Genomic DNA, 21,959 nt, shown 5'->3' with positions numbered 1-21,959 from the left:
GTTGAGCAAGAGGAAGACATTCCAGCCTTCACGCCGACACCAAATACAATAGAAAATGAATTCGGTGTTCCACAAGAAGAAGATTGGCTACTGGATGAACCTGAATTGGAGCCGGAAACTGAGTCGACCAACGATTCAGAAGATGAATTCAATTTTGATGAGCTAGATCTTCCAGAATTCAGCGAAGAAGATGCTCTAGCATCTATGGCTGGCGAACCTGCGTTAGAAACGTCCGAGTCCGTTGAACCAGAACAAATTGAAGCCGACTTACCAACCGAGTCCGAAGAAGAGTTCAATTTTGATGAGCTGGATCTTCCTGAGTTTAGTGAAGAAGACGCATTGGCGTCTATGACGGATGAGCCGGAGTTAGAAACGTCCGAGTCCGTTGAACCAGAACAAGTTGAAGCCGACTTGCCAACTGAATCAGAAGATGAATTCAATTTTGATGAGCTAGATCTTCCTGAGTTTAGTGAAGAAGACGCATTGGCGTCTATGGCGGATGAGCCGGAGTTAGAAACGTCCGAGTCCGTTGAGCCAGAACAGGTTGAAGCCGACTTGCCAGCTGAATCAGAAGATGAATTCAATTTTGATGAGCTGGATCTTCCTGAGTTTAGTGAAGAAGACGCATTGGCGTCTATGGTGGATGAGCCGGAGTTAGAAACGTCCGAGTCCATTGAACTAGAACAAGTTGAAGCCGACTTGCCAGCTGAGTCCGAAGAAGAGTTCAATTTTGATGAGCTCGATTTGCCAGAGTTCAGCGAAGAAGATGCCTTGGCGTCGATGGAAGAAGAGCCAGAATTACCGAGCTCTGAGACTGCAGATATAGAACCAATCTCCGGTGAGGATGAAGAGTTAAGTTTTGACGACCAAGATCTTCCAGAGTTCAATGAGGAAGATGTTCTCGCGTCAATGAACGAGGGTGCGTCAGAGAGCCCTAAGGTTGAAGCAGAGACATCGAGACCAGCTATTCAAGCCGATAACGATCATGATGCTTTGTTTGAAGTATTTGCGCAGCAAAACGGCTTTGATACTGACCCAGAAGTGCAGCCAACAGCGACAGAGGGTGAGCCGCTCAGTAATTTGGATGATGAATCATCAATGGCTAGCCTTCTTGCGGAAGACGCAAACTCAGAAGTATTTGAAGGTAAACTAGACAGTGACACCATCGCAAGTGCAGGTATGGATTTTGAAACCATGCTGGATGTTGGAGATGATTGGGATGGCTTTAAACCCGCTGCTGATAACGTAAGTTCTACTGAAGAAGTGCCTGAGGACCAGCGTGATGTTTGGAATTCGAGTGATGCACTAAGTCAGCCAGAGATCGCGCAAGAAAACTGGGCAGAGCAAAGCGACTTGGATGACTTCGACCCGAAGAAAAATCAATTTATGACGATTGATGAATTGATGGCTCAGGTCGACAGAGAAGGTGGTGAGTTCGAAGAAGAAGACCTTAAGCTCGATGTCGGATTGAACGAGTTTCCAGATGTTATCGGCGAGATCGGCGATATTGACGTAGATAACAATGCTGAAGCGGCTGGGAAACTGGATTTGGCTAAAATCTATCTCGAGATGAACGATTCTCAAGGGGCGATTAAACTACTAGAAGAGGCGATTGTTTACGGTGAGGATGATATTCGCCGCGAAGCAAAAAGCCTGATTGACGCCATTAATGGCCGATAAACCGAAACAAAAGGGTAGCGTTTGCTACCCTTTTTGTGTCCCGTTAGTAGGATGCTACCTTTATGTCACCCTTGGTGAAACTGGCAACTTGAGGTGACTTGAGTATATACTTCCCGCCCCATTTTAGAGTTCGAAGGTTAAGATGAGAATCGCATTAGGTATCGAGTACAACGGTACAAACTACTTTGGTTGGCAGCGCCAAAGAGAAGTGAAAAGTGTCCAAGAAGAGCTAGAGAAAGCATTGTCCGTCGTCGCTAATCATCCAGTTGAAGTTCAGTGTGCTGGTCGGACAGACGCAGGCGTGCATGGCACGGGACAAGTTGTGCACTTTGATACCAACGTTACTCGAAAAATGGTAGCTTGGACCATGGGCGCAAACGCGAACATGCCAAGCGATATAGCGGTTCGTTGGGCTAAGGAAGTTTCAGATGATTTCCATGCAAGATTCTCAGCGACAGCTCGCCGTTATCGTTACATTATTTTCAATCATGCTTTACGTCCAGGCATCCTAAACTCGGGGGTTAGTCACTATCATGGTGAGCTCGACGAGAAAAAAATGCATGCAGCAGGGCAGTTCCTACTTGGCGAAAATGATTTTACGTCGTTTCGCGCGGCGCATTGTCAGTCTCGCAGCCCATTTCGAAACTTGATGCATCTGAATGTTACGCGCCATGGGAACTATGTGGTTATTGATATTAAAGCTAATGCGTTCGTGCATCATATGGTTCGTAATATCACGGGTAGCTTGATAAAAGTTGGACGTGGCGAAGAGAGTCCTGAATGGATCAAGTGGTTATTAGAAGCCAAAGATCGCAAACTAGCGGGTGCGACAGCGAAAGCGGAAGGTCTGTACCTGGTAGATGTAGACTACCCAGAAGAGTTTGGGTTACCTGAAGTGCCGATCGGTCCACTGTTTTTACCAGATAATTTGAACTAATTTTACAAACTTATTTCAAAATATCGGTAGTGTTTACATTGAATGTGAACGGAAAACATACGCTATTTACGATATCAAAAATAGGTACAACCAGTTTTTTATCTACAGTAGCTGCAAGATATGGTTTAATCCGTCGGTATTATGTCGAATTTATATCTTTCGCAATGAAGCGGAAGAGTTGAGAGAAAAGGTCTTCCATGAGTTGGCTTGAAAAGATTTTAGAGAAAAGTAATCTAGTAAGTTCACGCAAAGCTTCTATCCCAGAAGGTGTGTGGACTAAATGTACCTCTTGTGAACAGGTTTTATACCATGCTGAACTAGAGCGTAACTTAGAAGTTTGTCCAAAGTGTAACCATCACATGCGTATGAAAGCGCGTCGTCGTTTGGAAACATTTTTAGATGAAGGTAATCGAGTTGAATTAGGTTCTGAACTTGAGCCACAGGATAAACTGAAATTTAAAGATTCTAAGCGATACAAAGAGCGTATCTCTGCTGCACAAAAAAACAGCGGCGAGAAAGATGCGCTAGTTGTTATGCAGGGTGAATTGCTTGGTCTGCCGCTTGTGGCGTGTGCGTTTGAATTCTCCTTTATGGGTGGTTCAATGGGTTCAGTCGTTGGTGCTCGCTTTGTGAAAGCCGTGGATGCAGCCATTGAAAATAACTGTGCGCTTGTTTGTTTCTCAGCAAGTGGTGGTGCTCGTATGCAAGAGGCATTAATGTCTCTTATGCAAATGGCAAAAACCAGTGCTGCGCTTGAGCGTTTATCAGAAAAAGGTCTGCCGTTTATTTCGGTTCTAACTGACCCTACAATGGGTGGTGTATCAGCAAGTTTGGCTATGTTGGGTGATATCAACATCGGTGAACCTAAGGCCCTGATTGGCTTTGCTGGTCGTCGTGTAATCGAGCAAACAGTGCGTGAAGATCTTCCTGAAGGTTTCCAGCGTAGTGAGTTCCTACTTGATCACGGTGCTATTGATATGATCGTTGACCGTCGTGAAATGCGTCAGCGTGTGGGTGGTCTTATCGCTAAGATGACTAACCACAAGTCTCCTTTGGTGGTTTCGGTTAACGAATCTCCAAATGAAGAGCCATATTCTGTACCAGAAGCGGACGAAAAAGGGTAAAGTATCAACTAACATAAAAACCAAAGAATTTAATGGTTAAAGTTAGATGACCCAAAACCCAATTCCTCAAGCCACATCTTCATTAGAGATGTGGCTTGATTATTTAGCAAATATTCATTCCTCAGCAATTGATCTAGGCTTAGACCGTGTCCAAGCGGTAGCAAACAAAGCCAATCTTACCAAACCAGCTCCAACCGTAATCACCGTTGCCGGAACCAATGGCAAAGGCTCAACGTGTGCGTTAATGGAAGCCATTTTACTTGATGCTGGCTATTCAGTCGGTGTTTATAGTTCTCCGCACCTGATTCGTTACAACGAGCGTGTACGCATTAATGGCGTTGACGTTGTAGATGCCAAGCACTGTGAAGCATTCGATTATGTAGAAAAGCAGCGTGGTGATGTTAGCCTTAGCCTCTTTGAATTCGGTACGCTTGCTGCGCTACGTATTTTCCAAGTAGAGAAAGTTGACGTTGTCTTACTTGAAGTAGGACTTGGCGGCCGTCTAGACGCCACTAACGTTGTTGACCATGATGTTTCTGTTATTACGAGCTTAGCGATCGATCATGTGGATTGGCTTGGTGATGACATCAATGTTATTGGTTTTGAAAAAGCGGGCATTTACCGTTCAGGGAAGCCAGCAATTTGTGGTCAACCGACGCCACCAGCGACCGTGGCGGCTCATGCTGACGATATTGGTTCTGAGTTCTTCCAAGTAGGTATTCAGTACGATTACCAACTAACTGATAATGGTTGGAAATGGAGCAGTGGGGCATTTGAGTTAGAGGATTTACCAATCCCATCGCTACCATTACAAAATGCAGCCACTGCACTGATGGCACTAGGGGCTTCGGAATTGCAAATCACTGACATAAATATTGTCAATGGCTTGAATAATGCGCGTTTGGCGGGGCGTATGCAAGTACTGCATCACGAACCTGAAATAGTCCTTGATGTCGCTCATAACCCGCACTCTGCTGAGTATTTGGTAGAGAGAGTGAAGCAACAATATCTGGGTAAGAATATCCATATTGTGGTTGCAATGCTGCATGACAAGGACATTAAAGCAACCATTGAAGCGCTAACTCCAGTTGCAACACAATGGTATCCAGCGTCGCTTACTGGACCGAGAGCGGCGACCGCTGATGAATTGTGCCAATACTTACCTGATGGGCAAGTTCATTTTGAAAACCCTGTTGACGCCTTCGAGAGTGCGAGAAGCCACGCAAAGACAGGAGACGTTATTCTGGTGGTTGGATCATTCCATACCGTCGGAGAGGTATTGGAACATTGGCAATCAAATAATAAATAAGTAAAGGTATTTTGATGGCAAGTAAATTCCAAAGTCGTTTAGTCGGCACCATCATTCTAGTCGCAGTCGGAGTCATTGTTCTTCCCGATGTGCTAGATGGTAAGAAACTGCACTACAAAGAAGAATTTGCCAGTATTCCTATCAAACCAGAACTTGATAGTGATGTGGAAAACTTCGAAATATTAGAGCCAGTGGAAGACGACATTACGTTACCGGATTCTCCGGTTGAAGCTGTAGTGCAAGAACGTGAGGATGCTCAAGTAGCCGTTTCTGAGCCCGAGCCAGTGCCAACATCTAAACCTGAGGTCATCAAACAACCAGAGCAAGTTGAGGTCGTCACTCGTCCTGTTCAAGAGAAAAATCAATATGAAGATTCAGCTTGGATCATTCAGTTGATGGCACTTAAGAATCACGAAAATGCTGTCGCGCTTGTCGCGGATTTGCAAAAGCGTGGTTATCAAGCTCACACAAAGAAAGAAAACGAGTTTACGAGAGTGATTGTTGGCCCTGATGTGTCAAAAAGTAAACTTGAACGACAAGTTCAAGAATTACAAAAAATTACAGGTTCAAAAGGTCAATTGCTTAAATTTAAGCCATTAAATCCATAAGAAAACGTTTGCGTCAGCATTTTTTCTGTTAAAATGCGCGCCAACTTAAGATGAAGAAAAGATGAATTGGATAGATTTTATCATTTTAGGTGTGATCGGATTTTCAGCTCTGATCAGTTTAGTTCGCGGTTTTGCTAAAGAAGCTTTGTCTTTGGTGATTTGGTTCGGAGCGTTTTTTATCTCCAGTAATTACTATGCCAAATTGGCGGTGTACTTCACCAACATCGAAGATGATATGTTTCGTAACGGAGCGGCGATTGCGGCGTTATTTGTCGCAACCTTGGTAGTTGGTGCAGTGGTGAATTACGTCATTGGTCAACTGGTACAAAAAACAGGGCTATCAGGTACGGACCGAATTCTCGGGATTGTATTTGGTGGTCTACGCGGAGTCTTAATTGTTTCTGCGGTGCTGTTTTTTATGGATGCGTTTACTGCATTCCCAAGCTCGGATTGGTGGAAAGATTCACAGTTGATCCCTGAGTTCAGCCGTATCATCGCCCCATTCTTCGAGCATTTACAAGCAACATCAAGTTTTCTGTCTGGCACTATCTAGTAGTGCCAGCTACTGTCGCAAATCGAGGATTAGGACATGTGTGGTATTGTTGGAATCGTGGGCACAACGCCTGTAAACCAGTCTATTTATGACGCGTTAACGGTGTTACAGCATCGTGGCCAAGATGCCGCTGGTATTTGTACCATAGAAAGCAATCGTTTTCGTCTGCGTAAGGCGAACGGTTTAGTCAAGGATGTATTTGAAGCAAGACACATGCAGCGCCTGCAAGGCGAGGTCGGAATTGGTCATGTTCGTTACCCTACAGCAGGCAGTTCAAGTGCTTCAGAAGCTCAACCTTTCTACGTAAACTCTCCTTTCGGTATTACACTTGCCCACAACGGTAACTTGACTAACGCTAACGAAGTTCGTCAGAAGCTGTTTGAAAAAGATCGCCGTCATATCAATACCACTTCAGACTCTGAAGTATTACTAAATGTACTGGCGCACGAAATTGACTCAGTAAAAGGAAATGTCACGACCGAAGACGTATTCCGCGCAGTCACCAATGTTCATCGCACAATTCGCGGTGCTTATGCTGTGACCGCCATGATCATTGGTCATGGTATGATTGCATTTCGTGACCCACACGGTATTCGCCCGCTGTGTTTAGGTAAGCGTGAAGTTAACGGCAGAGCAGAGTACATGGTTGCGTCTGAATCGGTGGCATTGGATGCGGTCGGTTTTGATTTCGTCCGTGATGTTGCACCTGGTGAAGCGATTTACGCAACGTTTGACGGTGAGCTTTATACGAAGCAGTGTGCAGATAATCCTAAGCTTAACCCTTGTATTTTCGAGTTCGTATACTTTGCTCGTCCGGATTCGTTCATCGATAAAATTTCGGTATACAGCGCTCGCGTTGAAATGGGTAAAAAGCTGGGCGAACGTATTCGTGAAGATTACGCAAACCTTGATATCGATGTTGTCATTCCTATCCCTGAAACGTCTTGCGACATTGCACTGCAAATCGCTCAAGCGATCGATATCCCTTATCGCCAAGGTTTCGTGAAAAACCGTTATGTTGGACGTACGTTTATCATGCCTGGCCAGCAACAACGTAAGAAATCAGTACGTCGCAAGTTGAATGCTATTCGTTCGGAATTCAAAGGTAAGAACGTGTTGCTGGTGGATGACTCTATTGTTCGTGGTACAACGTCAGAGCAGATTATTGAGATGGCTCGTGATTCTGGTGCCAAGAAAGTGTACATGGTCTCAGCGGCCCCTGAAGTTCGTTTCCCGAACGTATATGGCATTGATATGCCAAGTGCTACAGAGCTTATTGCCCATGGCCGTGACAACGATACAATTTGTAAGCAGATTGGTGCCGATGCGCTTATTTATCAACGTCTAGAAGATTTGGTAGAGGCAGTCGGTCTTGGAAACCAAGACATTACTCAGTTCGATACATCCGTGTTTAACGGGGAATACGTAACGGGTGATATTGACCAACAATACCTAGATTTTTTAGATGGTCTTCGTAACGATGATGCGAAAACACAACTTGAAATCCAACAGGATTTAGCAAACCTAGAGCTTCATAACGAAGGCGCATAGGGTGCGTTTTCTTAAGTCGTAAAAAAACCAGAGCTTCGGCTCTGGTTTTTTGTTTTCGCTACTTAATTAGTGAATGTTATAAGCGATCACAAAGTCAATAAAGAGGCGAACTTTCTCTGGCAGGTGGTCTTTGTGGTTGTAAAGCATATAAATGTCGCGCGGGTTTGCACTCCAATCTGGCAGTACGCGTACCAAATCGCCGCTCTCGATGTACTCTTTGATCATGACATCTGGCATTAGTGTGATGCCTAAACCTTCGGAACAAGCACTGCGCACCACATTGAGCGCGTTTGCTTGAAAACGACCACGATCAACATTCACCACAGACTCGCCTTTGCTATTAATCAAGGTCCACTTAATAAGTGGGTACCCTTTTAGCAATGAATGGTTAGAGAGCTCTTCTGCATGGTGTGGCGCAGGATTTGAGGTTAGATAGTCAGGGCTTGCAACGAGAATATCCTTCACTTCGCCAATCTTACGCGCGATGAGGCTAGAGTCGCGTTGCGGTCCCACTCGAAAAATTACATCCCATTCAGTAGGGTCAAGCTTGTCCGCATTATTCTCTGTCGTTAGCTCAATGTTGATGTCCGGGTACTGCTTCATAAAGCTGTTGAACATCGGCATCATCATTCGTTTAGTTAAGTTGTAAGGCGCGGATATCTTAATCTTGCCGGATGCTCCTCGGCAGTCGTCAGTGATTTCCTCTGCTGCGGTTGTTAGCCTTTGTAGTAAAGGAGAGCACTCATGGTAAAAACGTTCCCCTGCTTCAGTGAGCGAAAGTTTGCGAGCATGACGGTTCAATAGTCGAAGATTGACAGAGTCTTCTAGCGCTTGAATGCGTCGGGTGATGGTCGCAACCGGGATCATGGTTTTTCGCGAAGTTGCGGTGTAGCTCCCATTTTCGACAACCAGTCGAAACAGGTTTAAGTCATCTAATTTCATATTTCCAGACACATTAAATTACCGATTACGGTTAATTTATAATTAACTTTGTGATCAAAGCTTGCTTTAAGTCAACATGTTGCATCATTTGAACACAGCAACCCTGTTTGAGTAAATACTGTTATACGCCGTAATATTTGTATTAATGCAGTTTCCGAGCTAAGTTTTATAACAAGGCAAAGCGGCCTCAGGTCTTGCTGTGACACGTTTTGCTGGAAGTAAACACAACAAAAATAATGACTTAATAATAAATCTGTTTTTTTGACTGAGCTTTGTGAGGGATAAAGGTATGTTTAAGACTCACAGTCAAACGGCAATGGTCTCGGCACAGGAAGTGATTAATCAAAAACTAATAATGTTGGTGGACGATGATCCAATATTTCGTAAAGTAACCAATGCCTATTTAGAAAGTCAGGGTTTTAAAGTAGTAGAAGCAGAAAACGGCCTAGAAGCGCTTCAACAACTCAGGGAATGCCAACCCGATCTTATCTTATGTGATTTATCGATGCCGGTCTTAGATGGTATCGAGTTCGTCGAAGAAGTTAGTCTCGAATACCCATATATGCCGCTTATCGTGGTATCAGGCACGGATGAAATGTCCGATGTCGCGAAAGCGTTGCGATTTGGTATTAAAGATTTTCTTCCTAAACCGATAGGTAATTATGAGCACCTATCTCAGGCGATAGAGAATACGCTAGAAGATACCGATAGCCACTTCTCAGAACAACGTGACTTTTCAAGTCAGTGGTTCAGGGTTGATGATGGTGGTGAAATCCCAGATGAACAAGAGCTGTATTGGCATCTGGAATATTTACAACAGAATCCGAGTGCGGCAAGAGATTTACTGCAAGCTCTATTGCCAGAAAAGGATGCTGCTCAGGGAGATTGGCGCTGCTCGTACCGTTTATTGCAATCGACGGATGTGATGCCCTTGGTTTTCGATTATCGTTGGTTAATGAATGGTCAATTTGCGTTTTATCTAGTTGATTCTGCTTCCCAAGCTAATGATGGAGTTGCGACGACATTGCTCGTTAGGGCATTGTTTGACGACTATCTCCGTAACTTGAAAAGTTTCAGTGCTGATCTCAAGGACATGGTAGGGATCATTGAAAAAGGAATTGAGTGTTCGGAGTGTGCGGGTGCAGTCAATGCTGTGTTTGGTGTCGCCGACCTCGCTTCATCCTCGGTCTCTATATTGCCTGCGGGTTTAGATAGCCATTGGTCTGACGGAAATACGAATCAACACATCGCAGCAGGTAACCGTTTAGGGGGAGGAAGTATGAAAAACTTCATCACCCGCGATTTACCGCTTAGTGTTGCAGGACAGTTATCTATCGGGTGTTTAGGTTCTTCAAGTTTTAGTTTAAGTATTACCCGGAAATCCCGACTAGTATAATTATGACTTGCAAACCAATAAGCAGCGTCCTTTCGCTGCTTATTATCTTTTTAGAACCACCAAAACAACATACGTTTAGTTTAATAACCTTACTTTTTACTGGTGTTTAGATTTGGCTGTTTAATGTATAGTCAGCGCTTAAAACAATAATGACCCATTTGTGCAACGATAATTTAACGCTGTGCCTTGGGAGAAGCAAAGTCAACTAGTGAGAAGACACATCATGGCAGACAAAGATTTTAAAGAGCCTTATAATATTTTTTACTTTTTAGGTTTTATTGCAGTTCTTTTGATCCCAACACTTCCTGCAACGCTAACCTGGCTTCGTGTAATGAATGGTTACGCAGGCTTTTAATCTAGCTATTTTGTACCGGAGTTCACCATTCGTATTAAGCGTTACTTTTTCAATACTGTTGGTGGACTCTGTATTGTGCTCGGCATAGCCGGCATAGCCCTTCCACTTTTACCCACCACACCTTTTATTTTGCTTGCTAGCGCATGTTTTATGCGTGGTAGCCCCGCATTTCATCAATGGTTACATAACCACAAAACGTTTGGACCCATTCTCGGCAATTGGCATAAGCATCGGGCTGTTACTTCAAAAGTAAAAAAGCGTGGTGCGATTTTTATTGCGCTTAGTTTCATGGTTTCAATCGTTGTTGTCCCCCTCGTTTGGGTAAAAATTGGTCTTTTAGTGATGCTAATCGTTTTACTCAGCTGGTTTATGCGTCTGCCTGTGATTGAGTTGGTTGCTGACCGAGAAGAAAATCACTAAGATTGTAGAGAATAGTGTGCCCGCTCTTCGAGTGGGCGTTTGTATTTTCAGCGCCTGTGACTTTTACGAAAATAAGCACATAGTGGTGAAAACCTATTGTTCGTTGCCCTCGTGATACTGCGATTAGAGAGGGCGATGAGCCAATCTAAGTAAATCGGTATTATGACTACAGAAACAATTTCACTGATCAAATCTAGCATCAAAAGCATCCAAGACTACCCAAAGCCAGGCATTCTATTTCGTGATGTGACGAGCCTTCTTGAAGACGCGAAAGCATACCAAGCGACGATCAACTTACTTGTTGAACGTTACAAAGATATGGGCTTTACCAAGGTTGTGGGTACGGAAGCTCGTGGCTTTCTATTTGGCGCGCCTTTAGCGCTTGAGCTAGGTGTTGGTTTTGTACCAGTGCGTAAACCAGGCAAGCTACCACGCCCTACTGTTGCTCAATCTTATGAGCTTGAATACGGCGTTGATACACTAGAAATCCATACAGATGCCATCGTTGAAGGCGACAAAGTACTGGTTGTCGACGATTTATTGGCAACGGGCGGTACTATTGAAGCGACGACTAAGCTGATTCGCCAACTGGGTGGTGAAGTTGAGCACGCTGCGTTCGTTATCAACCTACCAGAAATCGGTGGCGATAAACGTTTAGAAGCACTAGGTCTAAACGTGTACAGCATCTGCGATTTTGAAGGACATTAATACATTCAATGAGTTATTTAGCTTTAGCGCGAAAATGGCGTCCTAATCAGTTTGACCAAGTTGTCGGACAAAAACATGTCCTGACGGCGTTGGAAAACGCACTGGCGCAAAACCGTTTACACCATGCTTATCTGTTCAGCGGGACTCGTGGTGTGGGTAAAACGAGTATCGGTAGGCTGTTTGCCAAAGGCTTGAACTGCGAAACCGGCATTACCGCGACACCTTGTGGTAAGTGTGATACTTGTCGTGAAATTGATGAAGGTCGCTTTGTCGATCTTCTTGAAATCGACGCGGCATCACGTACTAAAGTTGAAGACACTCGCGAACTGTTAGACAACGTTCAATACAAACCTGCTCGTGGACGTTTTAAAGTGTACCTCATCGATGAGGTGCACATGCTATCGCGTCACTCTTTCAATGCGTTGTTGAAAACCCTGGAAGAGCCGCCAGAGTATGTGAAGTTCTTACTCGCGACAACCGATCCACAAAAGCTGCCTGTTACTATATTGTCGCGTTGTCTACAGTTCCATCTCAAACCGATCAGCGTTGATGATATTCATCAGCAACTTGACTACATTTTGGGTCAAGAGCAAGTATCGGCAGAACCAAAAGCACTGGGTATGATTTCACATGCTGCAGATGGCAGTATGCGTGATGCTCTTAGCTTGACCGATCAAGCAATTGCTTTAGGTAACGGTGCGGTGCAAACCGATATTGTCAGCCACATGTTGGGGACGATTGATACCGACCAAGCGATTCACTTACTAGAGTCAATCAGTAGCAAGCAACCTCAACAAGCCATGGATAAAATCCAGCAATTAGCAGCAAATGGTGTTGAGTGGGATGGTTTGTTGCAGCAAGTCGCAACACAGCTTCATCGAATTGCGATGTATCAAGCGCTGCCAGCGTCGCTAGACCGAGCGCAGCCAGATGCAGAAAAAATCGAGTTGTTGAGTAAAGCACTAAGTCCGCAAGACGTTCAGCTTTACTACCAAATTGCATTGAAAGGTCGTGAAGATTTGACTCTCTCGCCAAATGGGCGAGTCGGTCTGGAAATGATTGTGCTGCGTATGATGGCGTTCCGCCCATCAAATAACAGTGGGGCAAATGTTGTTTCTAGTAACTGCGAGCCAGCGTCATCTCCGGCTCAAAGTACCAGTCAACCAAAGGCTGCGCCAGCTCAGACAGCCGCGGCTCCTCGAGAGCAGCAGCCGAGTCCAGCACAAAGCACACCACAAGTGGCGCCTCAACCTTCATCCAGTTCGCAACCTGAGTATCAAGCGAGTGGATATGAGACGGTTCCACCACAGTATGATATGGCGCCGCCGATGAGCGAAAACCCAGCGCCGCAACATGAAACGCCACCTCAACAAGTGCAAGAGAGCGTTTCAACACCAGCGCGCGGCGGTCTAAGCGGTTTGCGTCACCAATTACGTTCTCAGCGTCAAGGCCTACAACAGAACACTCCTCAAAATGGTGGCTCAAAAAAGCCTAAAGCGGCATCTGCACAACCAGAATCGGTTATCGACCGAGTAGCGCAATTGCATGGCAATTCCGCGCAGGTGTCGCCAAACTCAGCTCCGAAGTCGACGGAGCCACAAGTTGAGGAAGCGTATCGCTGGCGTCCAAGCAAGCCTGTTGAGACAAAAGTAAATACAAAACTGACACCTACGCAGCTCAAGCAGGCACTTGAGCATGAGAAAACGCCTGAAATGGCACAAAAGCTCATCGATGAGTCATTAGAACATAATGAATGGGCGAAGCTAATCAGCTTAATGGAGATCCCTAAGCTGGTAGAGCAACTTGCGCTAAACTCTCATTATAGTAAGGAAGGAACAACCGTTTCGTTACTATTGAGAAGCAGCCAAGCTCATTTGAATACTGATAGAGCTCAAGCCGAATTGCTTAAAGCACTTAATACCGTGTTGGGTGAAGAGTGCCACATGAGCATCGAAATAGGGGAGAGTGGAGAAACACCACTTGAACTGAGAGATAGGCTCTACCAAGAGAAATTACAGCAAGCGCTGAACAGTTTAGAAAACGATCCAAATGTTCAATTTATTGAACGTCGTTTTGCTGCAGAGCTTGATAAAGATAGTGTGCGCCCTATCTAATAATCGAATGGAATGGGGTTGAAAACCCAAAGGTATAACCCCATTAATTGATGCAACACCTCATTAAACCAGAGAGATAAACATGTTTGGTAAAGGCGGTATGGGCAACCTAATGAAGCAAGCCCAGCAAATGCAAGATCGCATGCAAAAGCTTCAAGAAGAAATCGCGAATATGGAAGTAACTGGCGAGTCTGGTGCTGGCCTAGTTAAAGTTACTATCACTGGTAGTCACAGCGTACGTCGTGTTGACATTGATGAAAGTTTGATGGAAGACGACAAAGAAATGCTTGAAGATCTGATCGCTGCGGCGTTCAACGATGCAGCCCGTCGTGTTGAAGAAACTCAAAAAGAGAAAATGGCTTCTGTAACTGGCGGTATGCAACTACCACCAGGTATGAAAATGCCATTCTAATCTGCTGATATTTAATTAAGCGGACTTTTAATGCGTACCAGTCATATGCTGGAGCAATTGATGGAGGCCTTACGTTGTCTACCTGGGGTTGGCCCCAAGTCAGCGCAGCGTATGGCCTTTCATTTGTTACAGCGCGATAGAAAAGGCGGTTTGCAGCTTGCAGATGCGCTTAGTCAGGCAATGACAGAAATAGGTCATTGTACTGAGTGTCGAACCTTCACCGAAGAAGAAGTCTGTCACATTTGTACCAACCCAAAACGCCAAGAAAATGGTCAAATTTGTGTGGTAGAAAGCCCGGCAGACATCGCAGCCGTTGAAGCAACAGGCCAATATTCTGGTCGGTATTTTGTTCTTATGGGGCATTTGTCGCCATTAGATGGTATTGGTCCAAGTGATATTGGATTGGATGTCCTTGATTACCGCTTACGTCGCGGTGATATTACCGAAGTGATTTTGGCGACAAACCCAACAGTTGAAGGTGAAGCCACTGCCCACTACATCGCAGAGCTATGTAAAGAGCACCAAGTTGATGCCAGCCGCATCGCGCATGGTGTGCCTGTCGGTGGGGAGCTAGAGCTTGTTGATGGCACGACGTTGTCACATTCGCTATTAGGTCGACACAGAATTTAATAAAAAGCCGCTGAATTCAGCGGCTTTTTTGATTTTGGGAGTTAGGAACGATTAATCGTTCGATTCTTTACCAAGAAGATTTTTGTAGATAACCGCACCAAGCACGCCACCCACAATAGGAGCAATCCAGAACAGCCATAGCTGAGAAACCGCCCATTCATCCACATATACTGCGACTGCCGTGCTACGAGCAGGGTTTACTGACGTATTGGTGACAGGAATGCTGATCAGGTGAATGAGAGTCAAACACAGGCCAATTGCGATAGGTGCAAAGCCTTGTGGCGCACGTTTGTCTGTTGCACCCATAATGACAATCAGGAACATCATCGTCATGACAACTTCAGTCACAAGTGCAGCGATCATCGAGTATTGGCCTGGAGAGTGTTCACCATAACCATTGGCGGCAAAGCCAGAACCCACAACATCGAATCCTGCTTGTCCAGATGCAATAACGTAAAGCACGCCACCTGCGATAAGCCCGCCGATCACCTGTGAGATGATGTAGGGAGCAACGTCTTTTGTCTCAAAACGACCGCCAGTCCAAGGCCAACTGTCACTGCAGGGTTCAAGTGACAACCTGAAATATGACCGATAGCAAATGCCATCGTCAGAACGGTTAAACCGAATGCCAAAGAAACGCCCAACAGACCAATACCCACTTCAGGGAAACTCGCAGTCAACACCGCGCTACCACAGCCGCCTAACACTAGCCAGAACGTGCCAAAAGCCTCAGCCAAATACTTATTCATGTTCTTTCCTGATCTTTAATTAAATGACCCGCTGAACATAGTCGAGAATTGTCAATAAATTGTGAGGGAGATCGCGCAAAAACCGCAAATGGAACGCTATGTGGCAAGAGTTCTCAAGGGTGAGATAAAAGGCTGAGGGGGGGGGAGTGCTAAATCTTGAGTTTGCTTTGATTACTGCCTCGGAGAGAAACAACCGAGGTACTAACTTTAAACGTGTGGTCTAGAGTCGCATTACGTCAATTGTTCTAATTCAGTGATGTTGTCGAGTGCTTCTTGATTGGTCTTGCCGCATACAATCGGACACGGTTTAAAATCGTGACAGACTTTAGGGCGTTCAGGCTTACCAAATAGCTTGCACAAATTGTCGTCGTTGAGTTGCACACAACGAACACCTGCAGGTTTGCCCTTGGGCATTCCAGGTATTGGTGAAGAGATACTTGGCGCAATACAGCACGCTCCACATCCTAATCGACAATCCATAATGTAAACCTCTTAAAAATTAAGGGGGCAATTATGGTCATTTTGACGTGGATTGGAAGAGTGAAGAAAGAAAAAAATAAAAGGGCGCGCTTAACATTACGCTCCCTTTTTGGTTTTTTGCTTTTAAATCATCGTGATTATTTTAAGAAACGGTTATAAACAAACAACAGAATAAATGCGCCTAGTGTTGCGGTAATGATACTACCAATGTTGACGCCAGTTGCTCCGCCGAAACCGAGAATGCCGCCAAGGAAGCCACCTACAAATGCCCCTGCAATACCAAGTAACATTGTTGCAATCCAACCGCCCCCATCTTTTCCTGGCATGAGCCATTTAGCAAGTGCGCCGGCGATTAAGCCCAAAATAATCCAAGAAATAATACCCATGAAAACTCCTTAATGCCTTCTTGATCAATTGAGTAATGGAAACTTGTTTAAGGATAGAACAGTAAAACGAAAGTAGTTGAATATCTCCACCGTTATGTGGGAAGGATGCAAGATCTTCTCAAAACTTGAACTTTTGCGTTGAGAAGAGTATAAATCGCCCCCTAAATTCCCTTGGTGAGACCTGAAGTATGAGCACTCCATTTTGGCAAAGTAAATCGTTAGAGCAGATGACAGAAGAGGAATGGGAATCTCTCTGTGATGGTTGTGGCAAATGTTGTTTGCATAAGCTTATGGATGAAGATACCGATGAAATCTACTATACCAATGTGGCTTGTAGCTGGCTGAACAGTAAAACGTGTTCATGTAAGGATTACCCAAACCGTTTCACTTCGGGTGAAGAGTGCACCAAGCTGACCCGAGAAGACATCGACGATTTTACTTGGCTGCCACACACGTGCGCTTACCGTCTGTTGGCTGAAAAGCAGCCTTTACCAGAATGGCATCCGCTGATTACAGGCTCTAAGTCCGCAATGCATGCGGCAGGGGAAAGTGTCCGTAACAAAGTCGTTTACGAGATTGATGTGGTGGATTGGGAAGACCATATTTTAAATCATCCCAACCGTCCTTAGTCGAATACAAACAAGCCTTTCATTGATTAAATGAAAGGCTTGTTTGCTATTGGGGCTCCCAACTTTGACGTCTCGCTAACGAAATGCTGCTCAGTTTATTATTTAGTGTTGTAAACTTAGGAGTATGATTTCAACGCTTTACACTTCTATTCCTGATTGTTTTGATCAGGATTGTTTCCTATGAGGTAAACATGACGTTTCATTTCCCCCAGAAACTGCGCCTGACATCTTGGGTGACATTATTCGCACTTGCCGTCATTATGTTCTCCCCAATGGCTGTTCATGCGACTGCCACTGACGATATCCAAGAGCCTTCTGCTGCCGAAATCTCGATTGACAACTTGAACCGAGAGATTGTGGATTTATCCCAAAGCCTCTCGCAAGCGAGTGGCGACGAGCGTGATGCCCTTCAACTGCAACTATTCCAAAAGAATGAAGAATTAAGAAGCCAGTTAGCGTCAGCGATTGAACGTGAAACTATCTCTCGCGACAAGCTGATCTTGCTAGTTAAAAAACAAGAACAATACTCTGAGGATGCGACGAACTATCTATCGGAAAAAATAAAGAAAGTCGTCGAGGATTTAAATAAGGCTAAGGATGAAGAGAAGCTTGCTCTTGTTAATGATTATCGAGAGCTACAGCGTTATCTTGATGTTAGCTTCGATTCGAGCTGGCAAAATCTCGCTTGGTTGAAGGAGCTAGGGGCCCAAAACGAGCGCGCAGAAGCGGAACTAAAAGATAAAATTGATAAACGTATGCGCTTACTGTCTGCTTCAATTGAGTACTTGAGTCAGCAAAGTGAGATCATTGGCTCCCAACTTTCGTCTAGCCCAGAGTCGGAAAAAGCGTCGTTGCAACTTAGCCAGCTCATTACTAAACAAAGGCTAAATATTGCGACAGAAAGCTTACGCAACCTGATTTCAATTGGTGATAAAGTCGGTTTAGAAACGTCTGAATACAAACGCCAAATTTTTGAAGTGACGGGTAATATCACCCATGATTTACTGAATACCAAAGTTGTGTGGTCAATACTGAGTCACTGGTCCAACTCGGCACTGGATTGGTTTGCCGAGAATGCACCGCAGCATATCTTCCAGTTGTTTGTTTTTGCGCTGATTTTATTGATCGCTCGCGGACTGGCTAAGTTAACTCGCAAAGTCGTCCGTAAAGCAGTTGCATCGAAAAACTTAAAACTTTCCCACTTGATGCAGGACTTCTTTATCTCGATGTCCGGCAAATTCGTGTGGGTGATCGGTATCATGGTGGGCTTATCTCAGCTTGGTTTGAACCTAGCGCCAATCCTAACCGGTTTCGGTATTGCTGGTGTGATTATTGGTTTCGCGTTGCAAGACACGTTATCCAACTTCGCGGCGGGTATGATGCTGCTTATTTATCGCCCATTTGATGTTGGTGATTTTGTGTATGCTGGCGGTGTGGATGGCAAGGTAAGCCATATGAGTTTGGTGAACACCACAATCCGTACGTTTGATAACCAAATTATTATTGTGCCTAACAGCAAAATCTGGGGAGATGTTATTAAGAACGTCACGCATGAACGCATTCGCCGCGTGGATATGGTGTTTGGCATTGGCTATGCGGATGACCTCTTAAAAGCGGAGTCAGTATTGTCTGATATCATTACCTCTCACCCTTCGGTACTTCGCACTCCAGAGCCAATGATCAAAGTTCATACATTAAATACGTCTTCTGTAGATTTTATTGTGCGTCCTTGGGTAAAAACGGATGATTACTGGGATGTATACTGGGATGTGACAAAAGAGGTGAAACTACGCTTCGACCGAGAAGGTATTTCGATTCCTTTCCCACAACAAGATGTGCATTTGCATATGGTGGAGAAGCAAGACGCTTAATCACAGGTCCCAACTAGTGAAAGGCACTCTAGATAGAGTGCCTTTTTTGATCTTCGGTTAGCGCTATAGTTACAGTTCGTTAAAGAACACCAGTTTAGGCTCGCATTCTAACAAGTTGTCGATCTGGCTAATCAAAAGAGCAAAGTGTTCTGTTTTACCATGAAGCTCAAATGCTTGTTGGTTTTTAAATTGCTCCTGAAAAACGAAGTGGCATGTATTGTCTTTATCTTGGAACAATTGATAACGAACGCAACCTTCTTCATTGCGAGTAGGTTCAAGCGCTCGGGTAAGTACCTCTTTCAACTCTTGTTCTTTTCCCGGTTGTGCATGAAAGGTAGCCGTCAAGTGAATCATAATGTTTACTCTTTTTGTTATAGGTAACGCCCTTGGCGTTGCAGGAACTCAATTTTGTAACCATCAGGGTCGGTTACAAAAAAGAACGTTGCTAAATGCTTTTGTTGATGGTCAAAGGCTTTGATGTCACCAGTTTCAATGCCGAGAGATTTAATGCGTTTGTGGGCTTGTTCAATGTCCTCCACGCTGACGGCAAGGTGGCCGTAACCTGAGCCGTGAGTGTAGGGCTCATTTTGGTCGTGATTGTGCGTCAGTTCCAATTCAAAGCCAGTTTCTTGGTTGGCTAGATAGGTTAGAGAAAAGCCATCAAAGATGTATTGATCAGCGACTTCTAGTTCAAGTACGTCACAGTAAAATTGTAGAGAGCGGTCCAGATCACTTACTCGGATCATGGTGTGAATCATTTTTGTCATAGGTACTCCTTGATAGTCCGCACAGGTTAGCGATTTCAAAAGGAGTCTGGGTAGTACTCTAGTACGACAAATTAGAAGATGCTCAAGGGTTTATAATACGGATGCATAGCCTAGGATGGTTATTGCTCGGTTGGTTGCTATTAACTGTTAAGTTGCGCAAGTGCTTGACGAGTGGTCTCTTGAGGTTGGCGAGCGTACGTGAGGCAAGCGCATCGAAGTAAGGAGGCAAAGTTGTTCACTTCACCATTGTATTCGAGTGCTTCTTGATAAACAGTGCTTATGAATTTAGGGACCGTCATGTTTTGAGCACTAGCGATTTCCTCAAGAATTGTCCAAAAGCTCGCTTCAAGTTTTACACTGGTCGCGTGACCATCAATACGGATAGAGCGGGTGATGAACTGATAGTTGTCTTGGGGTTGCTTAGCAAAGATTTCGCACATTTTCTTTATTCATATAGTTAAAGACCCATAATTATTGTGGTGTACGATTTAAAACGTCAACTGTTTTCATGCATAAAAAAACGCTCCCTTGCGAGAGCGTTGAAACATCACGAGTTGTGAAGTAAGTGCAAGTTGATTATTTAATTTGTTGCTTCAAGTACTCGCCTAGTTGCGAGTGGTGCATGATTTTTGATACCGGAAGGATAGTTTCTGCAGGTCCCCAAGCAAATACGTTGACAGGAGTATGCGTATGAGTACCCGTCCCCCATACTGTGTTTTGCTTTGTTGCATGCTCACGCGCTAGCAAGTTGCCACGGTCGTTGTAAGGAAAGAAAGCATCAAAGTCATTGATTGTCGGAACGTTCTCTTCGCTTAAGTATTTGTGTCCAGCGAGTCGGTATGGATTTGGTTTACTTGCTAATACGCGTTCTGCTTGCTCAGGCGTAATCGAAAAATCGCTATTTGCGTTCACGACTTCCGCAAACTTCTCTGGAGTTTGCTCTTTCTTATCAAGCGCTTGGAATTCACTGATCATGCCGTAGTAACTTTTCTTTTGGTTGTATAAGCCATCGAGGATCTCGAACTGACCAAAGTTGAAGTTTGGCGCGTAATCCTGATTTTTGAATGCTTCGCCGTCGCGTTTTTGTGGTTTAGGCAAGTTTGCTGATGAGTAGCTAAAGCCAAAAGAGCCGGTTTCGTGGTCTGCAGTAACAATGATCAGGGTGTCATCACGGCCTTTTGCCCACTCATAAACTGAGTTTACCGCTTCATCGAATTTAAGCATTTCATGCAGCATCGTACCTGCATCGTTACTGTGGCCAGCCCAGTCAATTTGGCCGCCTTCAACCATCAAGAAAAAACCGTCTTTGTCTTTTGAAAGAATGTCGATTGCTTTGGTGGTCATTTCTTTCAGCGATGGCTGCGTGCGTTTTGGATCGTTTTTGCTTTGACTGTAGGCAATACCATCGTTCATGCCCGAGTAAGCAAAAAGTCCAAGTAATTTGTCACCTTTAGCTTGTGTGAGCATATCGCGGCTGAAAGCCAGGTTGTAACCTTGGTCTTGCGCCTCAGTAAGCAAGTTGCGTTCGTCTTTGCGTTTCGATTTTAGGTAGACATTTCCTTCAGTGAGCTTTTCAAGCTGCTCGTATGTCTCTCCCTTGTCGTTTGTCGACTTTGGAATCCAATGACGAAGTCCACCAGACATCATCACGTCTACGCCTGTTTCGAGCATATCCGCCGCAATACTGTTTTCTAGGGAGCGATGTGGTTGATGAGCGGCAAATGCTGCTGGCGTTGCGTGGGTCATACGCGTATCAGAGACGAGCCCAGTTGCTTTACCTTTACTTTTGGCTTTTTCCAAAATAGTTTCGACATGGTTGCCTTGGCTATCAATGCCAATGACTTCAGAAGCGGTAGGGATTCCTGTCGCTAGCATCGTAGCTGAGCACGCAGAGTCGACGACAATTGCGTCTTCTGGATTGGTCAGTGATGATCCAATCACACCTTCTTGAGCGAGTTTGTATAACGCTGTGCTTTCGCCTTTGTAAACCGAGTTAGGTGCGTGTTTTGCGTAGGTCTCGAGTAAACCAACTTGTTGAGGACCCATGCCGTCGCCGATCATCAAAATGACGTTTTTGATTTCAGCTGAGAGTGCGTTGAAAGAGAGGGTAGATGCAGCCACTGCCGTAACGATTGGAGATACTAAGCGCTTCATTATATTTTCCTTGTTTATTGAAAGCGCAGGCATTAAAGCAATGATTTATGAAGGTTTTGTGTCGGTAATAAAAGTTTAACCAAATTGTCGTTTTTGTTTGGTTTTGCAGAAAAAATGAGTCGCTCTCTAACGTTCGTTAGTTTGGAAAGAAGAAAGCCCACAAACGTGGGCTTGGATTACGCTT

The 21,959-nt window shown here is 44.7% G+C and carries 23 protein-coding genes and 1 pseudogene; 16 read left to right on the top strand and 8 right to left on the bottom strand.

From position 1 onward, the window contains the following. The 7 genes from IQR33_RS13985 to purF all read left to right on the top strand — a co-directional run. A partial coding sequence (locus IQR33_RS13985) for a FimV/HubP family polar landmark protein (RefSeq protein ID WP_322631767.1) occupies window positions 1–1,680 on the top strand: 1,680 nt, incomplete at its 5' end. Between the two features lie 142 nt (window positions 1,681–1,822). After that, window positions 1,823–2,617: a tRNA pseudouridine(38-40) synthase TruA gene (truA, locus tag IQR33_RS13980; RefSeq protein WP_054730670.1), complete on the top strand. Its 795-nt coding sequence runs from the start codon at window positions 1,823–1,825 to the stop codon at window positions 2,615–2,617. 197 nt (window positions 2,618–2,814) lie between these two features. Continuing rightward, window positions 2,815–3,741: an acetyl-CoA carboxylase, carboxyltransferase subunit beta gene (gene accD, locus IQR33_RS13975; protein ID WP_005380583.1), complete on the top strand. Its 927-nt coding sequence runs from the start codon at window positions 2,815–2,817 to the stop codon at window positions 3,739–3,741. Window positions 3,742–3,787: 46 nt separating this feature from the next. Beyond that, window positions 3,788–5,050: a bifunctional tetrahydrofolate synthase/dihydrofolate synthase gene (gene folC, locus IQR33_RS13970; protein ID WP_017820798.1), complete on the top strand. Its 1,263-nt coding sequence runs from the start codon at window positions 3,788–3,790 to the stop codon at window positions 5,048–5,050. Between the two features lie 14 nt (window positions 5,051–5,064). Further along, a complete protein-coding gene (locus IQR33_RS13965) occupies window positions 5,065–5,658 on the top strand; it encodes an SPOR domain-containing protein (protein ID WP_005380588.1) in 594 nt (197 codons plus the stop codon). Window positions 5,659–5,719: 61 nt separating this feature from the next. Next, entirely contained in the window at window positions 5,720–6,211 is a 492-nt protein-coding gene (locus IQR33_RS13960) for a CvpA family protein (RefSeq protein WP_005380590.1), read from the top strand. Window positions 6,212–6,247: 36 nt separating this feature from the next. After that, entirely contained in the window at window positions 6,248–7,762 is a 1,515-nt protein-coding gene (gene purF / locus IQR33_RS13955; RefSeq protein ID WP_005380592.1) for an amidophosphoribosyltransferase, read from the top strand. Window positions 7,763–7,828: 66 nt separating this feature from the next. Here the strand turns inward: purF and IQR33_RS13950 are convergent, their stop codons facing one another. After that, entirely contained in the window at window positions 7,829–8,704 is an 876-nt protein-coding gene (locus IQR33_RS13950; RefSeq protein WP_005384959.1) for a LysR family transcriptional regulator, read from the bottom strand. Between the two features lie 289 nt (window positions 8,705–8,993). On the opposite strand from IQR33_RS13950, the gene IQR33_RS13945 reads away from it, so the two are divergent. From IQR33_RS13945 to recR, 7 genes are all read left to right on the top strand, one after another. Next, window positions 8,994–10,100 (top strand): response regulator, encoded by a 1,107-nt coding sequence (locus IQR33_RS13945; RefSeq protein ID WP_005380606.1) that lies wholly within the window; start codon window positions 8,994–8,996, stop codon window positions 10,098–10,100. Between the two features lie 223 nt (window positions 10,101–10,323). Next, a complete protein-coding gene (locus IQR33_RS35160; protein WP_005380608.1) occupies window positions 10,324–10,455 on the top strand; it encodes a hypothetical protein in 132 nt (43 codons plus the stop codon). Between the two features lie 33 nt (window positions 10,456–10,488). Beyond that, window positions 10,489–10,875, top strand: coding sequence for a YbaN family protein (locus IQR33_RS13940; RefSeq protein ID WP_373920817.1), 387 nt, complete (start codon window positions 10,489–10,491; stop codon window positions 10,873–10,875). 162 nt (window positions 10,876–11,037) lie between these two features. After that, a complete protein-coding gene (gene apt, locus IQR33_RS13935; RefSeq protein WP_005380615.1) occupies window positions 11,038–11,583 on the top strand; it encodes an adenine phosphoribosyltransferase in 546 nt (181 codons plus the stop codon). An 8-nt stretch (window positions 11,584–11,591) separates the two neighbouring features. Beyond that, window positions 11,592–13,697 carry a DNA polymerase III subunit gamma/tau gene (gene dnaX, locus IQR33_RS13930; RefSeq protein WP_193837632.1) on the top strand — a complete coding sequence of 702 codons (2,106 nt, stop codon included), beginning with the start codon at window positions 11,592–11,594 and terminating at the stop codon, window positions 13,695–13,697. An 82-nt stretch (window positions 13,698–13,779) separates the two neighbouring features. Beyond that, window positions 13,780–14,109 carry a YbaB/EbfC family nucleoid-associated protein gene (locus tag IQR33_RS13925; RefSeq protein ID WP_005380618.1) on the top strand — a complete coding sequence of 110 codons (330 nt, stop codon included), beginning with the start codon at window positions 13,780–13,782 and terminating at the stop codon, window positions 14,107–14,109. A 30-nt stretch (window positions 14,110–14,139) separates the two neighbouring features. Beyond that, entirely contained in the window at window positions 14,140–14,739 is a 600-nt protein-coding gene (gene recR / locus IQR33_RS13920; protein ID WP_005380619.1) for a recombination mediator RecR, read from the top strand. A 51-nt stretch (window positions 14,740–14,790) separates the two neighbouring features. On the opposite strand, the pseudogene aqpZ reads toward recR, so the two are convergent. The 3 genes and pseudogenes from aqpZ to IQR33_RS13905 form a co-directional block, all read right to left on the bottom strand. Continuing rightward, window positions 14,791–15,488: pseudogene (gene aqpZ, locus IQR33_RS13915) on the bottom strand (aquaporin Z). Window positions 15,489–15,719: 231 nt separating this feature from the next. Next, window positions 15,720–15,968: a YkgJ family cysteine cluster protein gene (locus IQR33_RS13910; protein WP_065767476.1), complete on the bottom strand. Its 249-nt coding sequence runs from the start codon at window positions 15,966–15,968 to the stop codon at window positions 15,720–15,722. A 137-nt stretch (window positions 15,969–16,105) separates the two neighbouring features. Continuing rightward, the gene (locus IQR33_RS13905) at window positions 16,106–16,354 is read right to left on the bottom strand and encodes a GlsB/YeaQ/YmgE family stress response membrane protein (protein WP_005380625.1); all 249 of its coding nucleotides are present in this window, start codon (window positions 16,352–16,354) and stop codon (window positions 16,106–16,108) included. A 188-nt stretch (window positions 16,355–16,542) separates the two neighbouring features. Between IQR33_RS13905 and IQR33_RS13900 the strand changes: the two genes are divergently transcribed. Together IQR33_RS13900 and IQR33_RS13895 are read left to right on the top strand one after the other, a co-directional pair. Next, window positions 16,543–16,983 carry a YcgN family cysteine cluster protein gene (locus IQR33_RS13900; RefSeq protein WP_005384948.1) on the top strand — a complete coding sequence of 147 codons (441 nt, stop codon included), beginning with the start codon at window positions 16,543–16,545 and terminating at the stop codon, window positions 16,981–16,983. Between the two features lie 191 nt (window positions 16,984–17,174). Further along, a complete protein-coding gene (locus IQR33_RS13895; RefSeq protein ID WP_005380681.1) occupies window positions 17,175–18,854 on the top strand; it encodes a mechanosensitive ion channel family protein in 1,680 nt (559 codons plus the stop codon). A gap of 69 nt (window positions 18,855–18,923) precedes the next feature. Here the strand turns inward: IQR33_RS13895 and IQR33_RS13890 are convergent, their stop codons facing one another. From IQR33_RS13890 to IQR33_RS13875, 4 genes are all read right to left on the bottom strand, one after another. Next, on the bottom strand, window positions 18,924–19,208 hold the full coding sequence (locus tag IQR33_RS13890; protein ID WP_005384942.1) for a putative quinol monooxygenase: 285 nt from the start codon (window positions 19,206–19,208) through the stop codon (window positions 18,924–18,926). 17 nt (window positions 19,209–19,225) lie between these two features. Beyond that, on the bottom strand, window positions 19,226–19,621 hold the full coding sequence (locus IQR33_RS13885) for a VOC family protein (RefSeq protein ID WP_193837631.1): 396 nt from the start codon (window positions 19,619–19,621) through the stop codon (window positions 19,226–19,228). 140 nt (window positions 19,622–19,761) lie between these two features. Then, window positions 19,762–20,061, bottom strand: a complete 300-nt coding sequence (locus IQR33_RS13880) for a ribbon-helix-helix domain-containing protein (RefSeq protein ID WP_005384938.1) — start codon at window positions 20,059–20,061, stop codon at window positions 19,762–19,764. 136 nt (window positions 20,062–20,197) lie between these two features. Next, window positions 20,198–21,775: an alkaline phosphatase gene (locus tag IQR33_RS13875; protein WP_025767190.1), complete on the bottom strand. Its 1,578-nt coding sequence runs from the start codon at window positions 21,773–21,775 to the stop codon at window positions 20,198–20,200. Between the last annotated feature and the right edge of the window lie 184 nt (window positions 21,776–21,959).

The organism is Vibrio sp. OPT46 (assembly GCF_015163535.1).
GTDB classification, from domain to species: domain Bacteria; phylum Pseudomonadota; class Gammaproteobacteria; order Enterobacterales; family Vibrionaceae; genus Vibrio; species Vibrio alginolyticus.
This window is presented reverse-complemented; position numbering and strand designations above follow the sequence as displayed.